Origin of the sequence: Mariprofundus aestuarium (genome assembly GCF_002795805.1) — a bacterium.
Lineage (GTDB): Bacteria > Pseudomonadota > Zetaproteobacteria > Mariprofundales > Mariprofundaceae > Mariprofundus > Mariprofundus aestuarium.
The window spans coordinates 574,830-596,186 of the sequence record NZ_CP018799.1; the positions used below are offsets into that span (position 1 = coordinate 574,830).

At 51.3% G+C, this 21,357-nt stretch carries 20 protein-coding genes, 7 tRNA genes and 1 pseudogene; 21 read left to right on the forward strand and 7 right to left on the reverse strand.

The features are described from left to right. The first annotated feature begins 64 nt into the window (after positions 1 to 64). The 7 genes from thrS (at position 65) to rnhB (ending at position 7,410) form a co-directional block, all read left to right on the forward strand. The gene (thrS, locus tag Ga0123461_RS02940) at positions 65 to 1,969 is read left to right on the forward strand and encodes a threonine--tRNA ligase (RefSeq protein WP_100276972.1); all 1,905 of its coding nucleotides are present in this window, start codon (positions 65 to 67) and stop codon (positions 1,967 to 1,969) included. A gap of 56 nt (positions 1,970 to 2,025) precedes the next feature. Beyond that, on the forward strand, positions 2,026 to 2,532 hold the full coding sequence (gene infC / locus Ga0123461_RS02945) for a translation initiation factor IF-3 (protein WP_232710318.1): 507 nt from the start codon (positions 2,026 to 2,028) through the stop codon (positions 2,530 to 2,532). A gap of 75 nt (positions 2,533 to 2,607) precedes the next feature. After that, on the forward strand, positions 2,608 to 2,808 hold the full coding sequence (gene rpmI, locus Ga0123461_RS02950; protein WP_100276974.1) for a 50S ribosomal protein L35: 201 nt from the start codon (positions 2,608 to 2,610) through the stop codon (positions 2,806 to 2,808). Positions 2,809 to 2,832: 24 nt separating this feature from the next. Continuing rightward, positions 2,833 to 3,189, forward strand: a complete 357-nt coding sequence (gene rplT / locus Ga0123461_RS02955) for a 50S ribosomal protein L20 (RefSeq protein WP_100276975.1) — start codon at positions 2,833 to 2,835, stop codon at positions 3,187 to 3,189. Positions 3,190 to 3,406: 217 nt separating this feature from the next. Continuing rightward, positions 3,407 to 4,477 (forward strand): phenylalanine--tRNA ligase subunit alpha, encoded by a 1,071-nt coding sequence (pheS, locus tag Ga0123461_RS02960; RefSeq protein ID WP_100276976.1) that lies wholly within the window; start codon positions 3,407 to 3,409, stop codon positions 4,475 to 4,477. A gap of 1 nt (position 4,478) precedes the next feature. Continuing rightward, positions 4,479 to 6,851, forward strand: a complete 2,373-nt coding sequence (pheT, locus tag Ga0123461_RS02965) for a phenylalanine--tRNA ligase subunit beta (protein ID WP_100276977.1) — start codon at positions 4,479 to 4,481, stop codon at positions 6,849 to 6,851. Between the two features lies 1 nt (position 6,852). Beyond that, complete coding sequence (gene rnhB / locus Ga0123461_RS02970) at positions 6,853 to 7,410, forward strand: ribonuclease HII (RefSeq protein ID WP_100276978.1); 558 nt, start codon at positions 6,853 to 6,855, stop codon at positions 7,408 to 7,410. A gap of 210 nt (positions 7,411 to 7,620) precedes the next feature. Here rnhB and Ga0123461_RS02975 read toward each other — a convergent pair whose 3' ends face one another. Beyond that, positions 7,621 to 8,961: a zinc ribbon domain-containing protein gene (locus tag Ga0123461_RS02975; protein WP_100276979.1), complete on the reverse strand. Its 1,341-nt coding sequence runs from the start codon at positions 8,959 to 8,961 to the stop codon at positions 7,621 to 7,623. A 138-nt stretch (positions 8,962 to 9,099) separates the two neighbouring features. Between Ga0123461_RS02975 and Ga0123461_RS12760 the strand changes: the two are divergent. Then, positions 9,100 to 10,301: pseudogene (locus Ga0123461_RS12760) on the forward strand (RNA-guided endonuclease InsQ/TnpB family protein). Positions 10,302 to 10,359: 58 nt separating this feature from the next. On the opposite strand, the gene hslU reads toward Ga0123461_RS12760, so the two are convergent. Further along, positions 10,360 to 11,703 (reverse strand): ATP-dependent protease ATPase subunit HslU, encoded by a 1,344-nt coding sequence (gene hslU, locus Ga0123461_RS02995; protein WP_232710319.1) that lies wholly within the window; start codon positions 11,701 to 11,703, stop codon positions 10,360 to 10,362. Between the two features lie 2 nt (positions 11,704 to 11,705). Then, complete coding sequence (gene hslV, locus Ga0123461_RS03000; protein WP_157819202.1) at positions 11,706 to 12,257, reverse strand: ATP-dependent protease subunit HslV; 552 nt, start codon at positions 12,255 to 12,257, stop codon at positions 11,706 to 11,708. A gap of 144 nt (positions 12,258 to 12,401) precedes the next feature. Here hslV and Ga0123461_RS03005 point away from each other — a divergent pair. The 4 genes from Ga0123461_RS03005 (at position 12,402) to Ga0123461_RS03020 (ending at position 12,782) form a co-directional block, all read left to right on the forward strand. Then, a tRNA-Pro gene (locus Ga0123461_RS03005) sits at positions 12,402 to 12,478 on the forward strand. Positions 12,479 to 12,520: 42 nt separating this feature from the next. Next, positions 12,521 to 12,597: transfer RNA gene (locus Ga0123461_RS03010), tRNA-Arg, on the forward strand. Between the two features lie 15 nt (positions 12,598 to 12,612). Next, positions 12,613 to 12,687 (forward strand) — tRNA-His (locus tag Ga0123461_RS03015). A gap of 19 nt (positions 12,688 to 12,706) precedes the next feature. Continuing rightward, positions 12,707 to 12,782, forward strand: a tRNA-Lys gene (locus Ga0123461_RS03020). A 97-nt stretch (positions 12,783 to 12,879) separates the two neighbouring features. Here the strand turns inward: Ga0123461_RS03020 and Ga0123461_RS12285 are convergent. Continuing rightward, positions 12,880 to 13,047, reverse strand: a complete 168-nt coding sequence (locus Ga0123461_RS12285) for a hypothetical protein (protein ID WP_157819203.1) — start codon at positions 13,045 to 13,047, stop codon at positions 12,880 to 12,882. 476 nt (positions 13,048 to 13,523) lie between these two features. On the opposite strand from Ga0123461_RS12285, the gene Ga0123461_RS03025 reads away from it, so the two are divergent. Then, on the forward strand, positions 13,524 to 13,949 hold the full coding sequence (locus tag Ga0123461_RS03025) for a PilZ domain-containing protein (RefSeq protein ID WP_100276983.1): 426 nt from the start codon (positions 13,524 to 13,526) through the stop codon (positions 13,947 to 13,949). 81 nt (positions 13,950 to 14,030) lie between these two features. Here Ga0123461_RS03025 and gloB read toward each other — a convergent pair whose 3' ends face one another. Continuing rightward, positions 14,031 to 14,819: a hydroxyacylglutathione hydrolase gene (gene gloB, locus Ga0123461_RS03030; protein ID WP_100276984.1), complete on the reverse strand. Its 789-nt coding sequence runs from the start codon at positions 14,817 to 14,819 to the stop codon at positions 14,031 to 14,033. A 42-nt stretch (positions 14,820 to 14,861) separates the two neighbouring features. Here gloB and Ga0123461_RS03035 point away from each other — a divergent pair, with 42 nt between their 5' ends. Continuing rightward, entirely contained in the window at positions 14,862 to 15,827 is a 966-nt protein-coding gene (locus Ga0123461_RS03035) for a cation diffusion facilitator family transporter (RefSeq protein ID WP_100276985.1), read from the forward strand. A 151-nt stretch (positions 15,828 to 15,978) separates the two neighbouring features. After that, complete coding sequence (locus Ga0123461_RS03040) at positions 15,979 to 16,626, forward strand: peroxiredoxin (protein WP_100276986.1); 648 nt, start codon at positions 15,979 to 15,981, stop codon at positions 16,624 to 16,626. Between the two features lie 75 nt (positions 16,627 to 16,701). On the opposite strand, the gene Ga0123461_RS03045 is transcribed toward Ga0123461_RS03040, so the two are convergent. Beyond that, a complete protein-coding gene (locus Ga0123461_RS03045; protein WP_100276987.1) occupies positions 16,702 to 17,415 on the reverse strand; it encodes a YecA family protein in 714 nt (237 codons plus the stop codon). Positions 17,416 to 17,626: 211 nt separating this feature from the next. Here Ga0123461_RS03045 and Ga0123461_RS03050 point away from each other — a divergent pair. From Ga0123461_RS03050 to Ga0123461_RS12450, 6 genes are all read left to right on the forward strand, one after another. Further along, positions 17,627 to 17,715 (forward strand) — tRNA-Ser (locus Ga0123461_RS03050). Positions 17,716 to 17,775: 60 nt separating this feature from the next. Beyond that, a tRNA-Ser gene (locus tag Ga0123461_RS03055) sits at positions 17,776 to 17,865 on the forward strand. Positions 17,866 to 17,886: 21 nt separating this feature from the next. Next, positions 17,887 to 18,414 carry a DUF2155 domain-containing protein gene (locus tag Ga0123461_RS03060; RefSeq protein ID WP_232710320.1) on the forward strand — a complete coding sequence of 176 codons (528 nt, stop codon included), beginning with the start codon at positions 17,887 to 17,889 and terminating at the stop codon, positions 18,412 to 18,414. After that, positions 18,392 to 18,468, forward strand: a tRNA-Arg gene (locus Ga0123461_RS03065). The genes Ga0123461_RS03060 and Ga0123461_RS03065 overlap by 23 nt, the downstream gene beginning before the upstream one ends. A gap of 176 nt (positions 18,469 to 18,644) precedes the next feature. Next, the gene (locus Ga0123461_RS03070) at positions 18,645 to 18,959 is read left to right on the forward strand and encodes a hypothetical protein (RefSeq protein ID WP_198507102.1); all 315 of its coding nucleotides are present in this window, start codon (positions 18,645 to 18,647) and stop codon (positions 18,957 to 18,959) included. A gap of 153 nt (positions 18,960 to 19,112) precedes the next feature. Next, positions 19,113 to 20,015 carry a c-type cytochrome gene (locus Ga0123461_RS12450; protein WP_198507103.1) on the forward strand — a complete coding sequence of 301 codons (903 nt, stop codon included), beginning with the start codon at positions 19,113 to 19,115 and terminating at the stop codon, positions 20,013 to 20,015. A gap of 70 nt (positions 20,016 to 20,085) precedes the next feature. On the opposite strand, the gene Ga0123461_RS03080 is transcribed toward Ga0123461_RS12450, so the two are convergent. Then, positions 20,086 to 21,354 carry an HlyC/CorC family transporter gene (locus tag Ga0123461_RS03080; protein WP_100276989.1) on the reverse strand — a complete coding sequence of 423 codons (1,269 nt, stop codon included), beginning with the start codon at positions 21,352 to 21,354 and terminating at the stop codon, positions 20,086 to 20,088. Positions 21,355 to 21,357 lie beyond the last annotated feature (3 nt).

Here is a 21,357-nt window from a genome sequence, read left to right on the forward strand (position 1 = left end):
ATAGGATGCAGCGCTCATTGGAGGCGTTAGCTAGTCTCCTGAAGATTGGAGGAACACCATCGCCATGAATATTCAACTACCTGACGGTTCATCTCGCACCCTGAATGAGGGCGCAACCGCTTATGATCTCGCTGCCGATATCGGTGCAGGTCTAGCGCGTGCAACGATTGCAGCAACCGTGAACGGTAAAGCGGTGGATGTTTCCCACGTTTTAAGCGATGGCGATACGGTCTCCCTGATTACTGAGAAGTCCGACGAGGGACTGGAGATTATCCGCCACTCGATGTCCCACCTGATGGCCATGGCCGTGCAGGAGGTGTTCCCCGGAGCACAGGTGACCATCGGTCCGGTGATCGAGGATGGCTTCTACTATGATTTTGCCTATGAGCGCGCCTTTACCCCTGAGGATCTGAAAAAGATCGAAGAGAAGATGCGTCAACTCTCCAACCAGAAAATGGAAATCAGCCGTGAAGAGTGGGATCGTGATGATGCGATTGCCCATTTCGAGAGTATCGGGGAAACCTATAAGGCCAAGCTGATCGGCCGCATTCCGGCTGGAGAGACTGTTAGCCTCTATAAGCAGGGTGAGTGGTCTGACCTCTGCCGTGGTCCGCATGTGCCGAATACCGGCATCCTCAAACATTTCAAGCTGATGAAGGTCTCAGGCGCTTACTGGGAGGGCAACTCTGACAATGAGCAGTTGCACCGCATCTACGGTACGGCATGGGCTTCCAAGGGAGACCTGAAAGATTACCTGGTTCGCCTGGAAGAGGCGGAGAAGCGCGACCATCGCAAGATTGCCAAGGCTCTGAACCTGTTCCATCTGCAGGAGGAGGCACCGGGCATGGTCTTCTGGCATCCGAAAGGGTGGACCATCTGGCAGGTTGTTGAGAATGAAATTCGTGGCGTAATGCGCGACAACGGTTACTTGGAGATTAAGACACCGCAGGTTGTGGATCGCAAGTTGTGGGAGAAGTCCGGTCACTGGGACAAGTTCCGTGATGATATGTTTACCACCAGCACCGATAACCGCGAATATGCCATCAAGCCGATGAACTGCCCGTGCCATATTCAGGTGTTTAACCAGAATCTGCACTCCTACCGTGACCTGCCATTACGTCTGGCTGAGTTCGGCTCCTGCCACCGTAATGAGCCATCCGGTACACTGCATGGGTTGATGCGTCTGCGTAACTTTGTACAGGATGATGCACACATCTTCTGTACCGAGGGACAGATTCAGGATGAGGTATGTAACTTCATCGACCTGACCTACAAGGTTTACAAGAGTTTCGGCTTTGAGGAGGTGATCATCTTCCTCTCTGACCGTCCTGAGAAGCGTGTGGGCACAGATGAGCAGTGGGATAAGGCGGAGTCCTCGCTACATCAGGCGCTGCAGTCCAAGGGTATCGAGTACGGTGAGAATAAGGGTGAGGGTGCTTTTTACGGACCTAAGATCGAGTTTTCGCTGAAAGATTGCCTTGGCCGTGTATGGCAGTGCGGAACGATTCAGGTCGACTTCTCCATGCCTGGGCGCCTGGATGCCGAATATATAGATGAGGACTCATCACGTCAGACTCCTGTGATGCTGCATCGTGCCATTCTCGGTTCGATGGAGCGATTCATCGGAATTCTGATTGAACACCACGAAGGTAAATTTCCATTCTGGCTGGCGCCGGTGCAGGCGATGGTCTGTAATATCACCGATTCACAGGCAGAATATGTGTCTGAAGTGACAAAAAAAATGGCCAATGCAGGATTTCGTGTAGATATGGACTTGCGAAACGAAAAGGTCGGCTATAAAGTGCGCGCCCACACTTTGGAGCGGGTACCGTTCATTATTGTTGCCGGAGATCGGGAGCGTGATGAGGGAACCATAAGTGTACGTGACCGTAGCGGCGCTAATCTTGGCACTTTCAGTGTCGATGAGTGGATCGCTAAAATGCATCAGATGCATGCCGATCACGAGTAGAGTGTGGGGAAGTATGACGTTTTTTGAGTTTCAAGGAGACTTGTATTAAAAAAGAATTGCCAATCAACCTGAATATCGAAGCCAGAGAGGTTCGAGTGGTTGACGATACAACAGGTGAACAGCTGGGTGTGTTATCACTCAACGAAGCCGTAGCCAGAGCTTCAGCAAAGGGTTTAGATCTTGTGCTGATGGCAGCTAAAAGTAATCCGCCGGTCTGCAAGATCATGGATTACGGCAAATACAAGTACGAGCAGAGCAAGAAAGCCAACCTTGCCAAGAAGCGTCAGCATGTGATGCAGATTAAGGAAGTGAAGGTGGGTGCCAACACCGACGCGCATGACATGGAAGTGAAGATGAAGGCAGCGAAGAAGTTCCTGTCTCAGGGCAACAAGGTTAAGGTAAGTTTACGTTTTCGTGGTCGTGAAATGGCTCATACCAGCCGCGGTCTCGATCAGATGAAGTATGTAGCTGGACAGGTGGAAGAGTTTGGTAAACCTGAAAAGATGCCGAACATGGAAGGGCGGCAGATGATTATGATCATCGCACCTAACAAGACTAAATAAAGAAGAGTTACTCTCCGTGGTGTACGAAAGCCCCGGCGGGGCTTTTTTATGTTATAAGAGAAGGAAGATAGAATCATGCCTAAGATGAAATCAAATAGTGGCGCTGCCAAACGTTTCACCAAAACCGGAAGCGGTAAATGGAAGCGTAACAAGGCTTTTTCAAGTCACATTCTGACCAAGAAGTCACCAAAGCGTAAGCGCAATATGCGCGGTACTGAGCTTGTGTCAGGAGCAGATTCAAAAGCGCTGGAACGTTTGGTTCCAGGTCGCGGTTAAGTAGTTTTAGGTTAGGAGAGAGATATGCCTCGCGTTAAATCCGGAGTACAGGCCCACGCCCGCCATAAGAGCGTCATCAAAGCAGCTAAAGGTTACCGCGGTCGCCGCAAGAGCTGTTTCCGCGTAGCTACCCAGGCTGTTGATAAGGCACGTCAGTATGCCTATCGCGACCGTAAGGTTAAGAAACGTGAGTTCCGCAGCCTGTGGATCGTCCGCATCAATGCGGCTGCCAAGCAGAATGGCCTGAACTACTCAGGTTTCATGCATGGTCTGTCACTGGCTGGTATCGAGCTGGATCGTAAGGTTCTGGCTGACATCGCAGTACGTGATGCTGAAGGTTTTGCGAAGCTGGCAGAAACAGCTCGCGCGCAGATCCAGTAAAAATATTTTCCGGATTCGTCCGGAATATGAATAATGGAATGGCAGAGCTGTTGAGGCTCTGCCATTTTTTTTGATACGGTTTAGGGTTTAAACCACAAGACACGACGGTATAAAGTGAATGGCGAAGTCAGTGAAGATGCTCTGAAGTAGAAAGGGCAACTGCCGCACGGCGTGAGAGTGCCGCTGCTTTTCGTGGTGTAAAAAGGGGTAAGGGATCATGAGCGAAATTGATGCGTTGAAAGCTCAACTTGAATCACTGCAATCAGAAGCGCTGAATTCGTTTTCTGCTGCTGAGAGTGTGAGTGATCTGCAGCAACTACGTGTTCAATATCTGGGTAAAAAAGGTGCTTTGACAGAAGTGCTCAAGGGCGTGGGCAAACTGCCACCCGAAGAGCGCCCGGTGATCGGTCAGCATGTGAATAAAACAAAGTCAGCGCTGGCTGAGGCACTGGATAGCTGCGAGGCAGAATTGGCGTTGAATGCCAAAGTGGCTCGTATTGAAGCCGAGCGCATTGATGTGACGTTGCCTGGCTGTGGCTCTGGCCGTGGTGCGCTGCATCCGGTCCAGCAGGGACTTGATGAGATGGCCGAAATCTTCTCGCAGATGGGATTCCAGATTGCAGAGGGGCCTGAGGTTGAGGATGAGTTTCACAACTTTGATGCTTTGAATATTCCTCCAGAGCATCCTGCGCGCGCCATGCATGATACCTTCTTTCTCAAGGATGCAGGCGATCAGCCGCTGCTTCTTCGCACCCATACCTCACCCGTACAGATCCGTACTATGAAGCGTTTCGTCGATGAGGGTGGTCAGCCGCCATTGGCGGTGGTGGCTCCGGGCCGCGTTTACCGTTGTGATTACGATGTAACCCATTCGCCGATGTTTCATCAGGTTGAGGTGTTCATGGTTGATCGCGATGTATCCATGGGCCACCTGAAAGGGGTGCTAAAACACTTCCTCTCTACCTATTTCGGTAAAGAGGTCTCAATTCGACTGCGTCCGCACTATTTCCCGTTCACTGAACCTTCTGCCGAAGTGGATATCGGCTGTGTGTTCTGTTCAGGCAAGGGTTGCCGTATCTGCAAAAACAGCGGTTGGATCGAGGTGCTTGGTAGCGGCATGATTCATCCGCATGTGCTGAAATCGGTGGGGATTAACTCCGACGAATATTCCGGGTTCGCCTTTGGCCTCGGCGTGGAGCGACTGGTGATGCTCAAGAAGGGCATTCCGGATTTGAGGCTGTTTTTCGAGAATGATGTGCGATTCCTGCGCAGAATGGGAGCGAACTAAGATGAAGATTCCATTTTCCTGGTTGAAAGAGCATGTGGCGCTGACCAAGTCAGCTGCCGAGATTGCTGATGACCTGGTACGCCTTGGCCATGAGGTTGAAGGTGTTGAAGAGCCACGTGCTGCTGTTAAAGGCGTGCTGGTCGGCCATATTCTTTCCAAAGAAGCACATCCCGATGCTGATAAGCTGAGCCTGTTGAAAGTAGATGTGGCCGGTGATGCTCCGCTCGATATTGTCTGCGGTGCAGCGAACATGGATGCTGGTGACAAGGTGCCTGTGGCTACGATTGGTACAACTTTGCCAAATGGACTGACAATTAAGAAGGGTGCGATTCGCGGCCAGACCAGCTTTGGCATGTGCTGTTCAGAAGTCGAGTTGGGTCTTGCTGATGAGTCTGCAGGGCTGCTGATTCTACCCAAGGATGCGCCAGTCGGGGCTCAAGTAGGTGAATATCTGGGGCTTGAAGAGGCGGTGTTCGATCTTTCAATTACCCCAAACCGCGGTGACTGTATGAATGCGCGTGGTATCGCCCGTGATCTGGCTGCCGATTATGGTCTTAAGCTTGCCGATATCCCCGGGTTCACACCGCAACTGGATGCTTCTGTTTCTGTACCATCTATCAGTGTTGAGAATGAAGTGGATTGCCCGCTCTATCTGGGTCGTCGCATCGAGGGGATCAAGCTCAAGGAGTCACCTGCATGGATGCAGGCGGGACTGATTATGGCTGGCATGCGTCCGATCAACGGCATTGTTGATGTGCTTAATTATGTGATGCTCTATTTTGGTCAGCCGATGCATGCCTTTGATGCCGATAAGCTGAGCGGACAGATTTCTGTTCGCTCCGCAGACAAAGGTGAAGCCTTTGCGGCGCTCGATGGGCGTTCACTTAAACTTCATGACGGTGATCTGGTGGTAGCTGATGCGACAGGAGTTGTAGCACTGGCCGGTGTTATGGGTTCCGAACCAACGGGTGTGACTGAATCAACGATCAATATCATGCTGGAATCGGCTTTTTTCCGCCCTGCTCGGGTCAGTGAAACGCGGCGGTCCAATGCCATGGTTTCCGAGGCTTCGATGCGCTTTGAGCGCGGCGTTGATCCGCAGATGGTGGTCTCAGCGATGCAGCAGGCAACCAGAATCATTGTCGAACTCTTCGGTGGCAAGGCCAGTGATCTCTCAGTTGCGGGTAGTGCCGATAGTATTAATTCGGCTAAACAGGTGCACTGCAGTGTATCAAGGCTTGAATCGCGGCTGGGTGTGGATATCCCGGAATCTGTTGATGAAGTGCTGCGCCGCATGGGTTTCAACATTGTGCGCAATAGCGACAGGCTGGAAGTGTTGGTGCCGCAGTTCAGGCATGATGTTTCAATCCCTGAAGATATGTCAGAGGAGTATGCCCGGGTCATCGGCTTTGATGCTATTCCGGAGATCCTTCCTGCACTGGCGACAACGGCGCCTGTTAAAAAAGACCGTTCGATACACGAGGCGGTAGCTGGTGGTTTCCTACAGGTGGTGACCTATGCCTTTATCTCAGCTGAAGAGCAGCGCCTGTTTGTGGCTGATGATGGTGCAGATATCGAGCTGGAGAACCCGATTTCCGATGCTATGAGTGTCATGCGACGTAGTGGCTGGCCGGGGCTTTTGAATACGGCCAAATACAACCTGAATCGTCAGCAATCGGGTGTGGCACTGGCTGAGCAGGGACGTATCTACATGCGTACGCCCAAAGGCAACAGTGAATACAATGTGCTGACTTGGTTGATGACTGGCGAGGTGGAGTCTGATCAGTGGTTCGGCAGTGCGCGCATTGCCAACTTCTTTGACCTTAAGGGGGCGGTGGAATCGTGGCTTGCAGGCCGTGGGCTCACCGGTCGCTTTATCGCTGACGACTCCATTCAGGGCTTGCAGGCAGGGCAGAGTGCTAAGATTCTGATTGGTCGCAACGAAGCTGGCCGTATAGGCAAGGTGGATGGCGATATCGCTGGCCAATTCGATATTGATGCGCCGGTCTTTGTGGCCGAGATCAACCTCGATCTTCTGCATGACGGTAAACAGGCCAAGTTTATGCCGCTGCCCGAGTTTCCCGGCGTGGAGCGTGACCTTGTGTTCCTGATGGATCGCAAAGCATTTGTCCGCAACAGTGGTTCAGATGCCATCCTGCAGCAGGTTCGAAAATCAGGTGGAAAGCTACTCATCGATACTCGCATCTTCGACCTTTACGAAGGCAAGGGCGTTCCAGAGGGGATGATTAGTGTTGGTGTCCGTTTTGCACTGCAGGATCCGACACGTACGCTGACTCAGCAGGATTCTGATGCTGCATCCAAGGCAATTATTGAAGGTATGGAGCAGAAGTTCGGCGCTACATTGAGAGGCTAAAGTGCTGGCTGGGGTTGATGAAGTAGGGCGCGGGCCGCTTGCAGGGCCAGTGGTTACTGCGGCGGTAATTCTTTCGCCGGATGATCCATATCTGGGACAGTATCGCGACTCCAAGAGGGTGGCCGAAAAGAAGCGATTGAAGCTTTATCACCATATTCGCAAACATGCAGTGGCCTATTCAGTGACACTGGCTTCGATCGAGGAGATCGATGAACTTAATATCCTGCATGCAACGATGCTCTCAATGCGCCGTTCGGTTGACGCTCTCTCCGTTGTCCCCTCAAGGGTGCTGGTTGACGGTAACCGCGTACCAGATTTGGCTGTGCCTGCAGAGGCCATTGTCGGTGGTGATGATCTGGTTCAGGAGATTGCAGCGGCCTCGATTATCGCCAAGGTGGTTCGGGATCGTTTGATGCAGCGGCTGGATAGCCGGTTCCCCGGCTACGACTTCTCGAGACACAAAGGGTATGGCACCAAGGTGCATATGGATGCACTCAGTTTGCTTGGCCCCTCTCCGGCACATCGCAAATCCTTCGCCCCAATCGCCAAGCTTTTATAATCTTGGCTATTTGCATTTCAGGGTTGAATCGCAGTTTTGACTCTGCGTTTGAATCCCGCCCGAATGCGGGTCTACCTCAGCATCGAAGTGCTTTCTGAAGTACGGGTTTAACCGTAACACTTCGACCTGTTCGGCGGTGCCAGCCAAGACACCGTTGCGCCGTTGAATGAACTCGGTGGCGAGTCTTCCAATGACGGCTTTTCTGTGCGCTTAAAGCCACCATTTCGGCCACGAACGTCGTGTGAGAATGTTGGAGGCCGCATTTGTGTCGGCACAATCTGTATGGGCGCACCAGCGACACTTGAACGTGTCCCTTGTGCCCCGGTTCTTCAGATCAACGTAACCACACTGGCTACATGTCTGGCTTGAGTAAGCCGCGTTGACCTCTATGTGTTCGATCCCGAACTCCTGCTCCAGCGCGTTGAGCTTGCGCTCAACGGCTGCCCGGCCGCAGTTGCGGATCAGTCGGTTCATACGCCGACTGAGATCGGGGTGCATGAAATTCAATCGCTCCACTACGATCATGGACGGGCGCTCTGTTTTCACCACAGCGTTCAAGGCTTCGTTGATCGACCGATCGATGGTCGTCCGCATCCGGTGGATCATATCACGATACCGCTTCGAACGAGACAGCCTGAACTTTCGCTTCTGGCATTGGGTCTGAATGTGTTGAATGCGCTTGTCGAGCTTGACCATGTAATCGATCAGATCGACGCCGTATCTGTTACCAGAATCTGAGACAAACACATTCCGAAGCCCGAAATCGAGTGCTACGGTTTTATCCAGTGCATCACAGGCTTTTGTGTACGCATCGACCGAATCGCCGTAATTAATCGCCTTGATAAAGTCGACTTCCAGCCTGTGCTTGTGTTGATTGAATCGGATACGGTAGAGCCCCTTGGTTTTGCCATCGTGCCGGTCTGCATACGAGTTTGTTTCAACCGGCATGGATACACCCTTTCCGCGATGGCTAACGCGTAACCATGTCTCGAACTCACGCGATGTGCCGGCCTGTTGAACCTTGCAGTTGCGCTGGTCTAGGCATATCACATTTTCCCGAAATTCTGGAATGCATCTCCTGCGACAGTGGTGCCAGAACCGATCCTCGAGCCATGCGGCATGCTCTGCCGGCAACCCTTCAGAGCTGAGCCACTTGCGGCTCTTGTTAATGTAGTAGAGTTGCTTCAGCAGGTCGGCATCCGGTGGGTTATCACCAGCCCGGATGGCGTTGATCTCGATCCTGATGTCGTTGACCACGTTGCCAACCTTGGATACTGAAGCCGGGTAGACGCTGTTCGCATACGCTTGCTGGGTCACAGTGGTGGTTACCAGGTCTTTGAGATCAGGATGAACCGATGACATCAGTGGCATCGGCCTGTCACCTTTATCCTGCGATGAGAAGAACCTCAACCACTGGGCATCAAGATCAGGAGCAAGCGCATTAGCTACTGCCGCATAATCATGAAACAGACCACTGCGAAGCCACTCAGACTTCCCTTTATTCGCCGGCAGCATGTGCCGGTAGCTCCGCATTACGCCACCTTTAGACATGGTGTACGAGCGCACACCTTTAACCTTGGAATGCAAATAGCCATAATCTTTTACCTAAGAATCGCGTAACGCCCCTGGGTTCATCCATGGGGATATAAGCGATTGCATTGGCTTTATTTAGGTGTTCGCCCCTACACCATGCGTATCCACAAGGGCTATAAATTCAGGCTAGAGCCAAGCTCCGAGCAGCAATCTGAGATGATTCGTTTCGCGGGACATAACCGTGCGGTCTGGAACCAATCCCTGCGTATAATCAAAAGTCGGCTGGAGCAAAGACTTCCGATCATGTGGTTCCATGAATTAAACTGGAGCATGGTCAACCTGTGGGAAAAATCGGACGAAATGCTGTGGTTGAATGAAGCGCCGAGCCAGTCTTTGATTCAAACGCTGAAGCATCTGGATCGCGCTATGCGTGATTGTTTCGACAAGAATCAACCCAACAAACGTATGCCTCGTTTCAAAAAAGAAAGGCGAGCATGATTCATTCATCTTTCCGCAAGGATTTGATGTGGCCGGCAACCGAATCAAGCTTCCAAAACTTGGCTGGATGAAGTTTCGCATGTCTCGGGAACTGGTTGGTACCATGAAATCAGCAACGGTTTCTCGGAATGGAAAACACTGGTACGTCTCGATCCTTTGCGAGCAGGAAATAGTTGCTCCGGTCCACGCATCTTCAACTGCAGTCGGCATCGATCGCGGTGTTCATATCATGGCTGCCTGCTCGGACGGCAAGGATTATGTGGGTGAAAAGCCTTACCGGAGGCATGAAAAGCGATTGGCCAGAGCGCAACGTCTGCTTGCCCGCAAAATAAAGCTTTCAAATAACTGGCACAAACAGAAGGAGAAGGTTCAAGCCATCCACTCAAAGATCGCTAACATTCGTAAAGATGCGCTGCACAAAGCCACCACTGAAATCAGCAACAACCACGCTATGATTATCATGGAAAAGCTTGGCACATCCCGAATGTCGAAATCTGCGAAAGGAACGATTGAGAAAACGGCGTAAACGTCAAAGCAAAGTCAGGATTGAACAAGTCCATCCTGGATTCTGGCTGGTCGATGTTTGCGGCGATGCTGGAGTACAAACAGCTCTGGAAAGGCGGTTTTGTTGAGTATGTGTCAGCCGCCTACACCAGCTAGCGTTGTAGTCAGTGCAACCATGCGGCCAAAGAAAACCGTGTTTCTCAAAGCAAGTTCTGCTGCCAGTCCTGCGGCCATACGGCCAACGCAGACCGAACGCAGCATATAATATTTTAGCGGCAGGATATGCCGCCTTCGTCTGTGGAGAGGCCGGGTTGCCGACTCCAATGAAGCAGAAACCTGTGGTTGCAGCGATGTAGCCTCGCCTTTTGGCTTTTGCCTGAAAGGAATCCTCTGAATTTATTCATGGGGAGGATATCAAAGAATATAGCGGGAGAGGTCTTCGTCAGCGCTGATTTCACCTACCTCTTTGAGTACATAGGCTGCATCGATTTCGATCGTGTCACCACTTCTATCCGATGCCTCGAAACTGATATTCTCAAGCACCCGTTCCAGTAGGGTATGCAGGCGACGGGCTCCGATATTTTCAGTTTTATCATTCACCTGTACAGCAATACGGGCAATTTCGGAGATGCCATCGTCAGCGAAGCGGATGCTGACATTTTCGGAGTGAAGAAGAGCGGCGTACTGGCGGGTTAGCGACGCTTCTGGCTCGACCAGAATGCGGCGGAATTCCTCCTCACCCAGCGCACTGAGGTTCACACGGATAGGGAAGCGTCCCTGCAGCTCAGGGATCAGGTCGGATGGTTTGGCCAGATGAAAGGCACCTGATGCGATGAAGAGGATATGATCGGTACTAATATGGCCGTAGCGGGTATTGACCGTGGTTCCCTCAACTAGTGGCAACAGGTCGCGCTGCACCCCTTCGCGGGAGACTTCACCACCTGATGCAGTACCGCTGCGCTGGGTGATCTTGTCCATCTCGTCGAGAAACACGATGCCGTCATTTTCGGCACGGGTGATCGCCTCCTCCTTGATGGTCTCCATATCAAGCAGACGGTCAGCTTCCTGCTGTTGAATTACCTTCAGTGCATCGGCCACATTCATGCGTTTGCTTTTTTTCTGGCCGCCCATCATGCCGCCGAGCATCTCTTTGAGGTCCATGGCCTCGGTGCCCTGTCCTGAGAAGAGCTGCATCATCGGCGCTTCCTGTTGCGACTCCACATCGATCTCAACTTGTCGTTTGTCCAATTCGCCAAGACGCAGCTTGTGGCGCATCTTTTCACGGGATTCACTGCTTGCGTTGTTTGGTTCGCTGCTGTGCGGGCCTTGAGGTGCGACGGGGTGTGGAATCAGGATATCAAGCAGGCGATCTTCGGCCATTTTTTCAGCCTTGGTCTGTACCCGCACCAGGTGTTCTTCGCGTACTATCTTGATAGAGGTATCAACCAGATCGCGAATGATGGTTTCGACATCCCGGCCGACATAACCCACCTCAGTGAACTTGGTTGCCTCAACCTTGATGAAAGGGGCGTTGGCGAGCCGTGCCAGCCGACGGGCAATTTCGGTTTTTCCAACGCCTGTGGGACCAATCATGAGGATGTTCTTCGGCGTAATCTCCTCGCGCATAGGGGAGGGGACCTGCTGGCGGCGCCAGCGGTTACGCAGTGCAATGGCAACTGCACGTTTGGCATCGTCCTGGCCGACAATATAGCGGTCGAGCTCGGAAATAATTTCACGTGGGGTCATGGCATGGCTCATGATTAGACTTCCTTGTCGATAGATTCGATAGTGATATTGGTGTTCGTATAGATACAGATACTGGCGGCAATCAGCATTGTCTCACGCATGGCATCCTTTGCAGAAAGATTGCTGTGATTGACCAGCGCAGTTGCAGCAGCCTTGGCATATGCACCGCCTGAGCCGATAGCTGCGACACCGTCATCCGGCTCCAGCACATCGCCATTACCGGAGATCAGCAGGGTATTATCCCGATCTGCCACAATCATCATCGCTTCAAGCTGACGCAGGTATTTATCAGTGCGCCACTCTTTGGCCAGTGATACCGCAGCACGCATCAGTGAGCCGGCATGTTCATCCAGCTTGGCTTCGAAACGTTCAAATAGGTTCATGGCATCGGCGGTGGAGCCGGCAAAGCCGGTCAGGATAGCGCCGTCGCGAATGGTTCGAACCTTGCGTCCCCCATGTTTTACAACGGTATCGCCCAGGGTTACCTGGCCATCGCCACCAATGGCTACTTCACCATTTTTTCGGATACAGCAGATCGTAGTTCCACGCATTTTTATGCTGCTCATGGCACACCTCACTTGGTACTGAAATACAATAGCTACTCTAGCTGGGATCAGAAGTGTAGTCAGCTGCGATTAGGTGCAATTCAGGTATTGACGAATGCTTTCGAGATACCTATTGTCCGCCGCCTTCGAGCAAGAGGATTTATTCGGGATATAGCGCAGCCTGGTAGCGCATCTGCTTTGGGAGCAGAGGGTCGAGTGTTCGAATCACTCTATCCCGACCATCCTCTTACGAAGATTTTTCAAGCGAATGACGCGACTGGCGAGCGCCTGTAGCTCAACAGGATAGAGCAACAGCCTTCTAAGCTGTAGGTTGCAGGTTCGAGCCCTGCCAGGCGCGCCACCTACAAAATGCATGGTGGACGTAGCTCAATGGTAGAGCCCCGGCTTGTGATGCCGGTGGTTGGGGGTTCGAGTCCCCTCGTCCACCCCATTTTGCTTGAATTAGGTATGGGCCGTTAGCTCAGTTGGTAGAGCAGCTGACTCTTAATCAGCGGGCCGCTGGTTCGAGCCCAGCACGGCCCACCATATCAACCTTTGAAATATAAGGGGAAAAACACAAAGGAGTCCTTCGGGGCTCCTTTTTTTTGCAGTAATCGATCTTCTTTCGTCCATCAGAATGGATTCAAACTACATATAGAGCATAAATAGTCAGAAGCAACAGCGCTACGGCCATCGCGTAGGGTAAAATGCGCATGATTGTTGGTAAAAATAGAAGGGCAATCATCGCCAGGACGAAGGATCCAACAATATCAAACACAAGCGGGTCGGAAATGAGCTGCTCTAAAGACATATAGATATTGTATGTTACCAATTCAGGAAATGACAAAGTTTATTGCACTTGTTCATCAAGAGAAAAGCTGGAGATGCACAAGGCAGAGGTTTAGGCGGCTTTACTGCAAGCCATCAAAGGTCACACGGGTCATTTTATTTTTTCTGAGCGGCTGGGGAGCGAAGTGTTGTCACCCATCCAAGGTATTACAGGTAAGCGGTGATGAAGCCCAGCGCTCCGATAAGTGCTGTTACCATGGCAATAGTAAGGAGCTGCTCATGTTTGTCTGCTGCTTGCTGCTTGATCATCTCACGCTCCTTATGTTCATCATATGGGCGCTTTCTATAATCAGCTTCGTGAGGCTGATGTGACTTGTATCACAAGAGAGGAACTGGGGATGAATGTGTGATTTGTCTGTGCTGTTTAAGCTGTTTCAAAAAAACTGGGGGTCTTATGTTGCAGGTGCATTTTTTTAGAGCCCGTATACACTTTCCGTCATGGAAGCTGTAGATAACGGTATCATCGAGAAAATCTCTATTTTAGCAGAGCAGTTGCCGCAAGTGCACCGCAAGCAGCTACTTGACCTGATGGCTACTTGGCAAACCGATATAAGATATGCCCCGCGTGAACCCTACCCCGAAAAAATCCGCTTCTCAGTAGGTGGAGGGAACCACTTTGGTCATGCCAGAGATGTCAGTGCAACGGGGTTGTTTATCGAGGCTGCCGGAGATTTTGAGCTTGGTGACAAGGTTCGAATGATTCTCACTTTTATTTCGGCACCCAACCCATTGCGTCTGAGCGGTACGGTTGTTCGCAAAGAAAAAGGTGGTATTGGTGTCCGCTTTGATCAGAGAAGCCAATCGCAGGTGAAGGAGTTGGGCTCTATTATCGCCAAACAGGCGCTTATCTTCCACAGAAAATAGGTTTTTTTGAACGAGGGTCTCTCCTCATGTGTTATTAGATGGTTGCCTCGGTTTTTATGGCTGTTCCGGGTTGGAAAATCACTAGAAGTTATCCTTTCTTTTTCTGATGTCTGTAAAGACAAGGGTGGCATTCAAAGCAAAACCTGCATGCTTGGCATAGTGAGAGCAGAATGTTCTGTTTAATGGCCTGAGAAACGGGTTGGTGGCAACCTCCAGTGCAATGGTGGAGGGGATGGTTGGTTGCCCATCCATGCGAGCTTGGCTGTCATGATTGATGCGTTCGATCAGTGCTTTATTGTCTGGGTCAACCGTGAGAGCAAAGCGCAGGTTGGGTAGGGTATATTCATGGGCACAGTAGACCTTTGTTGACCCGACAAGCTGCGCGAGTTGATTCAAGCTGCTCCACATTTGGGCCGGCGTACCTTCAAATATTCTGCCGCAACCGCCTCCGAAGAGTACATCGCCACAGAAGAGTGCATCGTCAATTAGGTAGGCAATATGACCACTGGTATGCCCTGGTAGCTCAAGCACCTTGATGTTCAGCCCTGCTATTTCGGGGGGGGCATGCTCTGATACCGGGATATCTAATTCAGGAATGCGATGGGCATCATCTGCTGCTCCGATGACCAGACAGTCAAATTTCTGTTTTAGCGCCTTGTTGCCATCGGTGTGATCCCAGTGATGGTGTGTGTTGATGATATGGGTGAGCTTGACCCCCATTTCGTTGCAATAATGAGATACGCTCACCGCTTCTGCCGGGTCGACTGCGATCAGGGTCTCCGAATTGTGCACATCAATCAGATAGATATAGTTATCCTTCAGTGCAGGAAACTGATGTACGGTAAAGTTCTGGTGCCGGTAAGACCACATGTGCAGTAGCTTAGCGTGATTCAGGTCAGTAGGGGAGGCTCCATGTCGAGCGGTTCAACAAAAGCAGTATTAACGGCAATTGCTGGCAACAGCATGGTGACGGTTGCCAAGTTTATCGGTTTCGCATTTTCCGGATCCAGTGCATTGCTGGCCGAGGCGGTGCATTCACTGGCCGATACTGCCAATCAGGGTATGTTATACCTTGGCCTTCGCCGGTCACAGCGCGAAGCCGATCTCAATCACCATTTCGGCTATGGGCAGGAGCGCTACTTCTGGAACCTGGTTTCTGCCGTTACAATCTTTTTTCTCGGTTGCGTGTATACGATTATGCATGCAGTCGAGCAGTTGCGTCACGATCACACCCCTGAACTCTCCTGGATACCATTTCTGATTATCGGGTTTGCCTTTGTTGTTGAAGGTTACTCCTTCTTCGTGGCGCTTGTCGAATTCCGTCGCCAGGCGGAAGAGGCGGGGAAGTCGTTCCGAACCTACTTCGTCGAAACGCGTGATCCGACTACGTTGGCCGTGTTGATTGAAGATGCCGTTGCCGTATGTGGTCTGGTTCTGGCGCTGGTTGGCATGGGGCTGGCTGCCTGGACCGGCTCTGCTATATTTGATGGCATTGCTGCGATCTGCATTGGCCTGTTGATGGGTGGTTTAGCCTGGTTTCTGGCTGCAACCAATCGCAAATTCCTGCTTAATCGAAGCAATGATGAGGTGAACGATATTGCCACCAAGCTCTGGCAGGCGGATAAACAGGTGCAGCATGTCCAACGGGTAAACAGCATTGTACTCTCCCCTGATGATACCCTGCTGATGGCTGAGATTGAATTGCGTGAGGAGACGATCTTCTCCAGCATGAGTCAGGAGGAGATCAAACAGGCGGTTCGCTTTATGGGCAAGCTTGATGAAATCCGAAGAGCCCTGGAGGATGATGTCAGTCGCATTGCACCGGAAACCCAGCATATCTTTATCGAGTTCACGATCCCCAAGAAGCAAGCCGGTTAAAGCAATGGGTGCTGCTTTAATCGGCGCGATAGCATCAACGATGGGCATTACCTTTCCCTAAAACGAGTAGGGTGGTGCGGGGCTGGCAAATTGACTAACCTTGCAGCCTAAGCTTTAATATTAATTCTAATACTTCCTGGAGGAATGCATAATGAGTGTACTGGTTGGCCAGCAGGCCCCTGAATTTACCGCCGCTGCCGTGATGGCAGATGGTTCGATTAATGAGAGTTTTTCCCTCTCCGACTATGAAGGCAAGTACGTTGTTCTTTTCTTCTATCCACTGGACTTTACCTTTGTCTGCCCATCTGAGTTGATCGCATTCGATCATCGCATCAAGGAGTTCGAGGCTCGTGGCGTACAGGTTATCGGCTGTTCCGTTGATTCCCACTTCTCCCATGCTGCATGGCGTAACACAGCAGTCGCAGATGGTGGTATCGGCCCTGTAGCTTATCCGCTGGTGGCTGACCTGACCAAGACCATTGCTGCTGACTACGATGTGCTGATGGAGAACGAAGCGGTACTGGACGAAGATGGCGACATGATTCACCTGCTCGGTGGTACCATTGCACTGCGTGGCTCATTCCTGATCGACAAGGCCGGTGTTGTACAGCATCAGGTGGTTAATAACCTGCCACTGGGCCGTAATGTAGATGAGATGCTGCGCATGATTGATGCACTGCAGTTCACTGAAGAGCACGGCGAAGTATGTCCTGCCGGCTGGAACAAGGGCGACAAAGGCATGGTTCCTGATGCTGATGGTGTTGCGTCTTACCTGGCTTCCGAAGCAGACAAGCTCTAATTCAAACGAAGCGAGAAAAAAAGGCGGCTCAAATGAGCCGCCTTTTTTTTATTTTCAGAAGTTTTAATTCAACGGTTAGACGTGTTGGGAAACCAGATTCAGCCAGTAGCGGGTGAGTGTTTTACTGTAATCCGCCGCCCCTGCTGCTTCCAGTGCAACCAGTAGTTCATCCACATACTCTTCCGGAATATGGTAGATTGCTCCTGATGTTTCCCATGCATCATCCGACTGCATCAAGCGAAGGCCAACAATATCGTCAACATCAAACATTTGGCTGGATGATGAGTCATTGATGGTGATGGCTTCGGAGCCGTTGTCCGGATGGCGCTGCACGGTGAAGCTCTCATTCATTTTTACATCGCTGATCCGGTAGAGGTGCAACGGACGTTCCGCGAGTTGGCTTAGATAGCTGCGCTGCTCATCATCAAGGCCGATATCGGCATCAAGGATGAGTTGTAGGGGTCTGTTTTCGCCATCAAGACCATCAAGTTGTCCTTCGGCAACAAGGTCTTCGAGAAGGTTCACATCATGGATGCTGCGGATTCCGGGGTGCGCTGAGGCAATCCCTTTGCGCTGTTCCTCGCTCATGCTCTCCAGCCATACGTCGCCAACCCAGTTGTCGATCTCGTTCTTGTAGCTGCTATTCACCCAGCCAAGTGCAATCTGTATGCCGCGACGGCGGTTGGCGCGGCCAGCCCCCAGGCTTTTCTCTTTTGCCAGACAGCACTGTTTATATTTCTTTCCGCTGCCGCAGGGGCAAGGTTCATTTCGTTGGACTTTGCGAGCCACATTGTCTCCTGTTCATCTACCTGTATGGATTAATGCAGACACTCTAGAACATAAATAGGGTAGCTGTTAAGTGCGGGCATGCGTCCAAGGGTATAATTCGGCATGTCGTTTACTATTTATTTTCATTTGCAATTGGCATTGCCATCTCAAAACTCCATGCTATCTTTCCGGCCTGAAATTCCGGGGCTAGAAAAGTCCGGTTCATAACAACGGAAGGGTGACAGAGCTGGCCGAATGTACCGGTCTTGAAAACCGGCGTAGGGAAACCTACCGTGGGTTCGAATCCCACCCCTTCCGCCAGTTATTGCTGTGGCGTGCAACAAGTACGTTACATCGATGAGGAAAACAAAATGACCCAACGGAGAGATGGCTGAGTGGCCGAAAGCGCGCCCCTGCTAAGGGTGTATAGGCTTAAACCTATCGAGGGTTCGAATCCCTCTCTCTCCGCCATTTTGTTTGAGGCGGTTTAAATTGCATCGTACGGCTTTTTCACTGCTGCTTGTTTCCTGCGTGGCCCTGCTTCTTGCAGGCTGTGAGCAGGAGAAGGCGACTCAGATTGAGTGGCAAATGCCACTGGAGAAGCCGGAAGATCCGCACGCTGGCCAGAATAGTGAGGCTCTGCCTGAATGGGCTGTGTCGCAAACTGGTCAGGCGGAGTTGATCTGGCTTGAGAAGGCTACAACGCGTCGCTACTCCACAATTGTGGAAATGGGCGGCACTACAGAGCTTAATGGCTGGGGTATACAGCTGCTGGGTCTGGCCTCGGGATTGAGAGTTCAAAATAGGACTTTCCTGAACGATGAAAATGTGGATAATCCCGCCGCCTTCGTAGAGGTCAGTCGGGATGGTGAAGTTTACTACCGCGGTTGGCTTTATCAGAAATTTCCGGAGTTGTTCGGTATGGACGATCCGGCATGGAAAGTTTGGTTGAAAGGTATTACTCTTCGCCCGCTTTCGGAAACGAAGGATACAATTGGCTCCCTTAGCTCAGCTGGATAGAGCATCTGACTACGAATCAGAAGGCCGGGCGTTCGAATCGCTCAGGGAGCGCCATCTTAAAGGGCTCGCAGGAAACTGCGGGTCCTTTTTCTTTGCGGTTTGAGCGATTCTGTGGGCGGGTAGAATCAGAACTTATCTGTGTGTATTTGAGTCATTCCGACTAGCTAGAGTGCATTTGTTGAAATATTGTCTATAATGAATGTTCAGATGTTCATATTAAGGGGGATACAATGAAATATTTATTAATGATGTTTGTTGCTTTGGGTCTGACACTAGTCGGATGTTCTAGCGAAAAAGCGGAAGCACCTGCTCCGGCACCACAGGCTGAAGCACCTGTGGTTGATGAAACAGTGGTCTCTGAAGAGATCACCAAAGCTGTTGAAGATGCTTCAGCAGCAGTTGAAGAGGTTGCTGCTGATGCCGTCGATGCAGCTGCAGAAGTTGCGGCTGATGCAACTGCAGCAGGGGAGGCAATGATGGATGAAGCTGCAGCACCAGCGGCTCCAGCAGCGGCTCCTGAAGTACCAGCAGTGCCAGCCATGTGATTAAGCGGAGGCCGGGCGGTTTGAAGTGTCCATAGGCTTCCAGGTTCAATGAGTCCGCATGAAAGTGCGGGCTCATTTTTTTTACCCTGTTCATTTCTAAACCAGAAACTTGGTCTATAATAATAATTCAGGTACTCAATCAAGGGGGAATCAATGAAATATTTTCTGATCATGTGTATGGCTCTGGGTTTAACGATGACCGGATGCAAGGGCGAAAAAGAGAAGGCTCCCACGCCTGCGCCTGTCGTTCAGACCGAGGCAGAGGTTGATGCGGTTATTGTAGAAGATGAGGTCACGGTTGTTGAAGAGGTGGTTGTAGATGATTCTGTTACCACAGCGGAGGTTGTCTCATCCTTAGAGGCAGTAGTCGATGAGCCCGTTGTCGAAGCGGACTCAATGACAGGTGAGGTTGATGCAGCAGCGGATAAGGCAGCAGCGGATAAGGCAGCAGCGGATAAGGCAGCAGCGGATAAGGCAGCAGTGGATAAGGCAGCAGCGGATAAGGCAGCAGCGGATAAGGCAGCAGCGGATAAGGCAGCAGCAGATAAGGCAGCAGCAGATAAGGCAGCAGCAGATAAGGCAGCAGCAGATATGGCAGCAGCAGATAAGGCAGCAGCAGATAAGGCAGCAGCAGATAAGGCAGCAGCAGATAAGGCAGCAGCAGATAAGGCAGCAGCAGATAAGGCAGCAGCAGATAAGGCAGCAGCAGATAAGGCAGCAGCAAGCGCTGGAAATGCCACTGCGGGTGCAGGAAAAATTGGTAAGTGCAAGGCGTGCCACAGTTTTGATGCCGGCGGAAGTCATAAGGTTGGCCCTAACCTGTTTGCTGTTTATGGCAAAAAAGCAGGCAAGGCAGCCGGCTATAATTATGGAAGTGATCTCAAAGGCGCATCATTTATCTGGGATGAAAAGGCTCTGAGTTTATGGGTCTGTGACTCAAAATCCGCGATCAAAAGCCTGACTGGCAATAGTGGTGCGAAAACCAAGATGACTAAACAGAGTAAATGTGGTGTCGATGCACAGGATATTGCAGCCTATTTAAAAACCTTAAAGTAATAGCTATACACGATGAATGAAAAAGGGCTCCGTAAAGGGGCCCTTTTTATTATATCAAAATGATGAACTGTTATTCGGCGGGTTGGACTTTGTTGAGGCGAACACGCTGAATCCAGTCGCCACGCAGACTGAGAACCTCAACCTGAACATCGGCGATAATAAGGCAGAGTCTGCCTTCAGGGATATCACCAAGGATCTGAACAATCAGACCTCCAATGGTAATTGCACCATCTTCAGGAAGGTCGGTGTCCATGGCCTGATTGATGTCATGCAAGGCAACCGTTGCTGCAGTCACCATAGCCCCGTCCGGCTGCGGCCACATATCCAGTTGTGGCGGAACATCCGATTCGTCATGGATTTCACCGACAATCTCTTCAATGATATCTTCGAGCGTTACCAGCCCTTCAATGTCTCCGAACTCATCAACGACAACGGCCATATGCTGATGGTTGGTCTGAAAGTCGAATAGCTGGGCGAGAGCATTCTTGCTTGCCGGAATGTAGGAGGGGGTTTTCCAGATGAGTGAGTCGGAAAGCTTCTTGGTGTGGTCTTTGAGCTTCAGTAGATCGCGCAGGTGAACAATGCCGATCAGATTGTCCTGGTCGTTGAGGAAGACGGGATAACGGGAGTGAGGTGCGTTGGCGACTTTGCGCAGGGTTTTGCTGACGCTTAAGGAGCCATCCAGCAGATGGATGTTCGGACGCGGTGTCATCAATGCTTTTACCGCCACCTCATGAAGGGTGAGGCTATTGTTGAGCATCTGCTCCCGTGTCTGATCAAGCACGCCGGATTCGGCACTAATTCCGATCAGGCTGGCCAGCTCTTTGTGTGTCAGTGGGCTGTTCTCTTTTGCGGGCACCCGAAGGAGGCGTTTCAGCAAGACAATGATCGCATTCAGTACCTTAACCAGCGGCCCCAGAATCGTCTGGGTCAGGCTCATCAGTCCGGCAACCCGGCAGGCAATGGCTTCGGCATGAGCTACAGCGATGGTTTTGGGGAGGATTTCAGCGAATATCAATACAATTACGGTCATAACAACCGTGGCGTAGAGAATTCCAGCTTCACCGAATTCGGCAACAAAGAGTGCAGTGGCAAGTGCGGAAGCGGCAATATTAACGAAGTTATTGCCAAGCAAAATGGTGGAGAGCATGCGTTCCGGATGGTCAAGCAGTGCTTCAGCCTTTTTTGCTCCCTCATCACCCTGTTCCTGGCGCACGCGTAGTTTCGCCCGCCTGGCGCGGGTCAGTGCGGTTTCAGAACCGGAAAAGAATGCCGAGAGAAGCAGCAGGAAGACCAGAATTCCAACTGCAAACGAAAGTGATATGTCTGCGATAGCCATTAT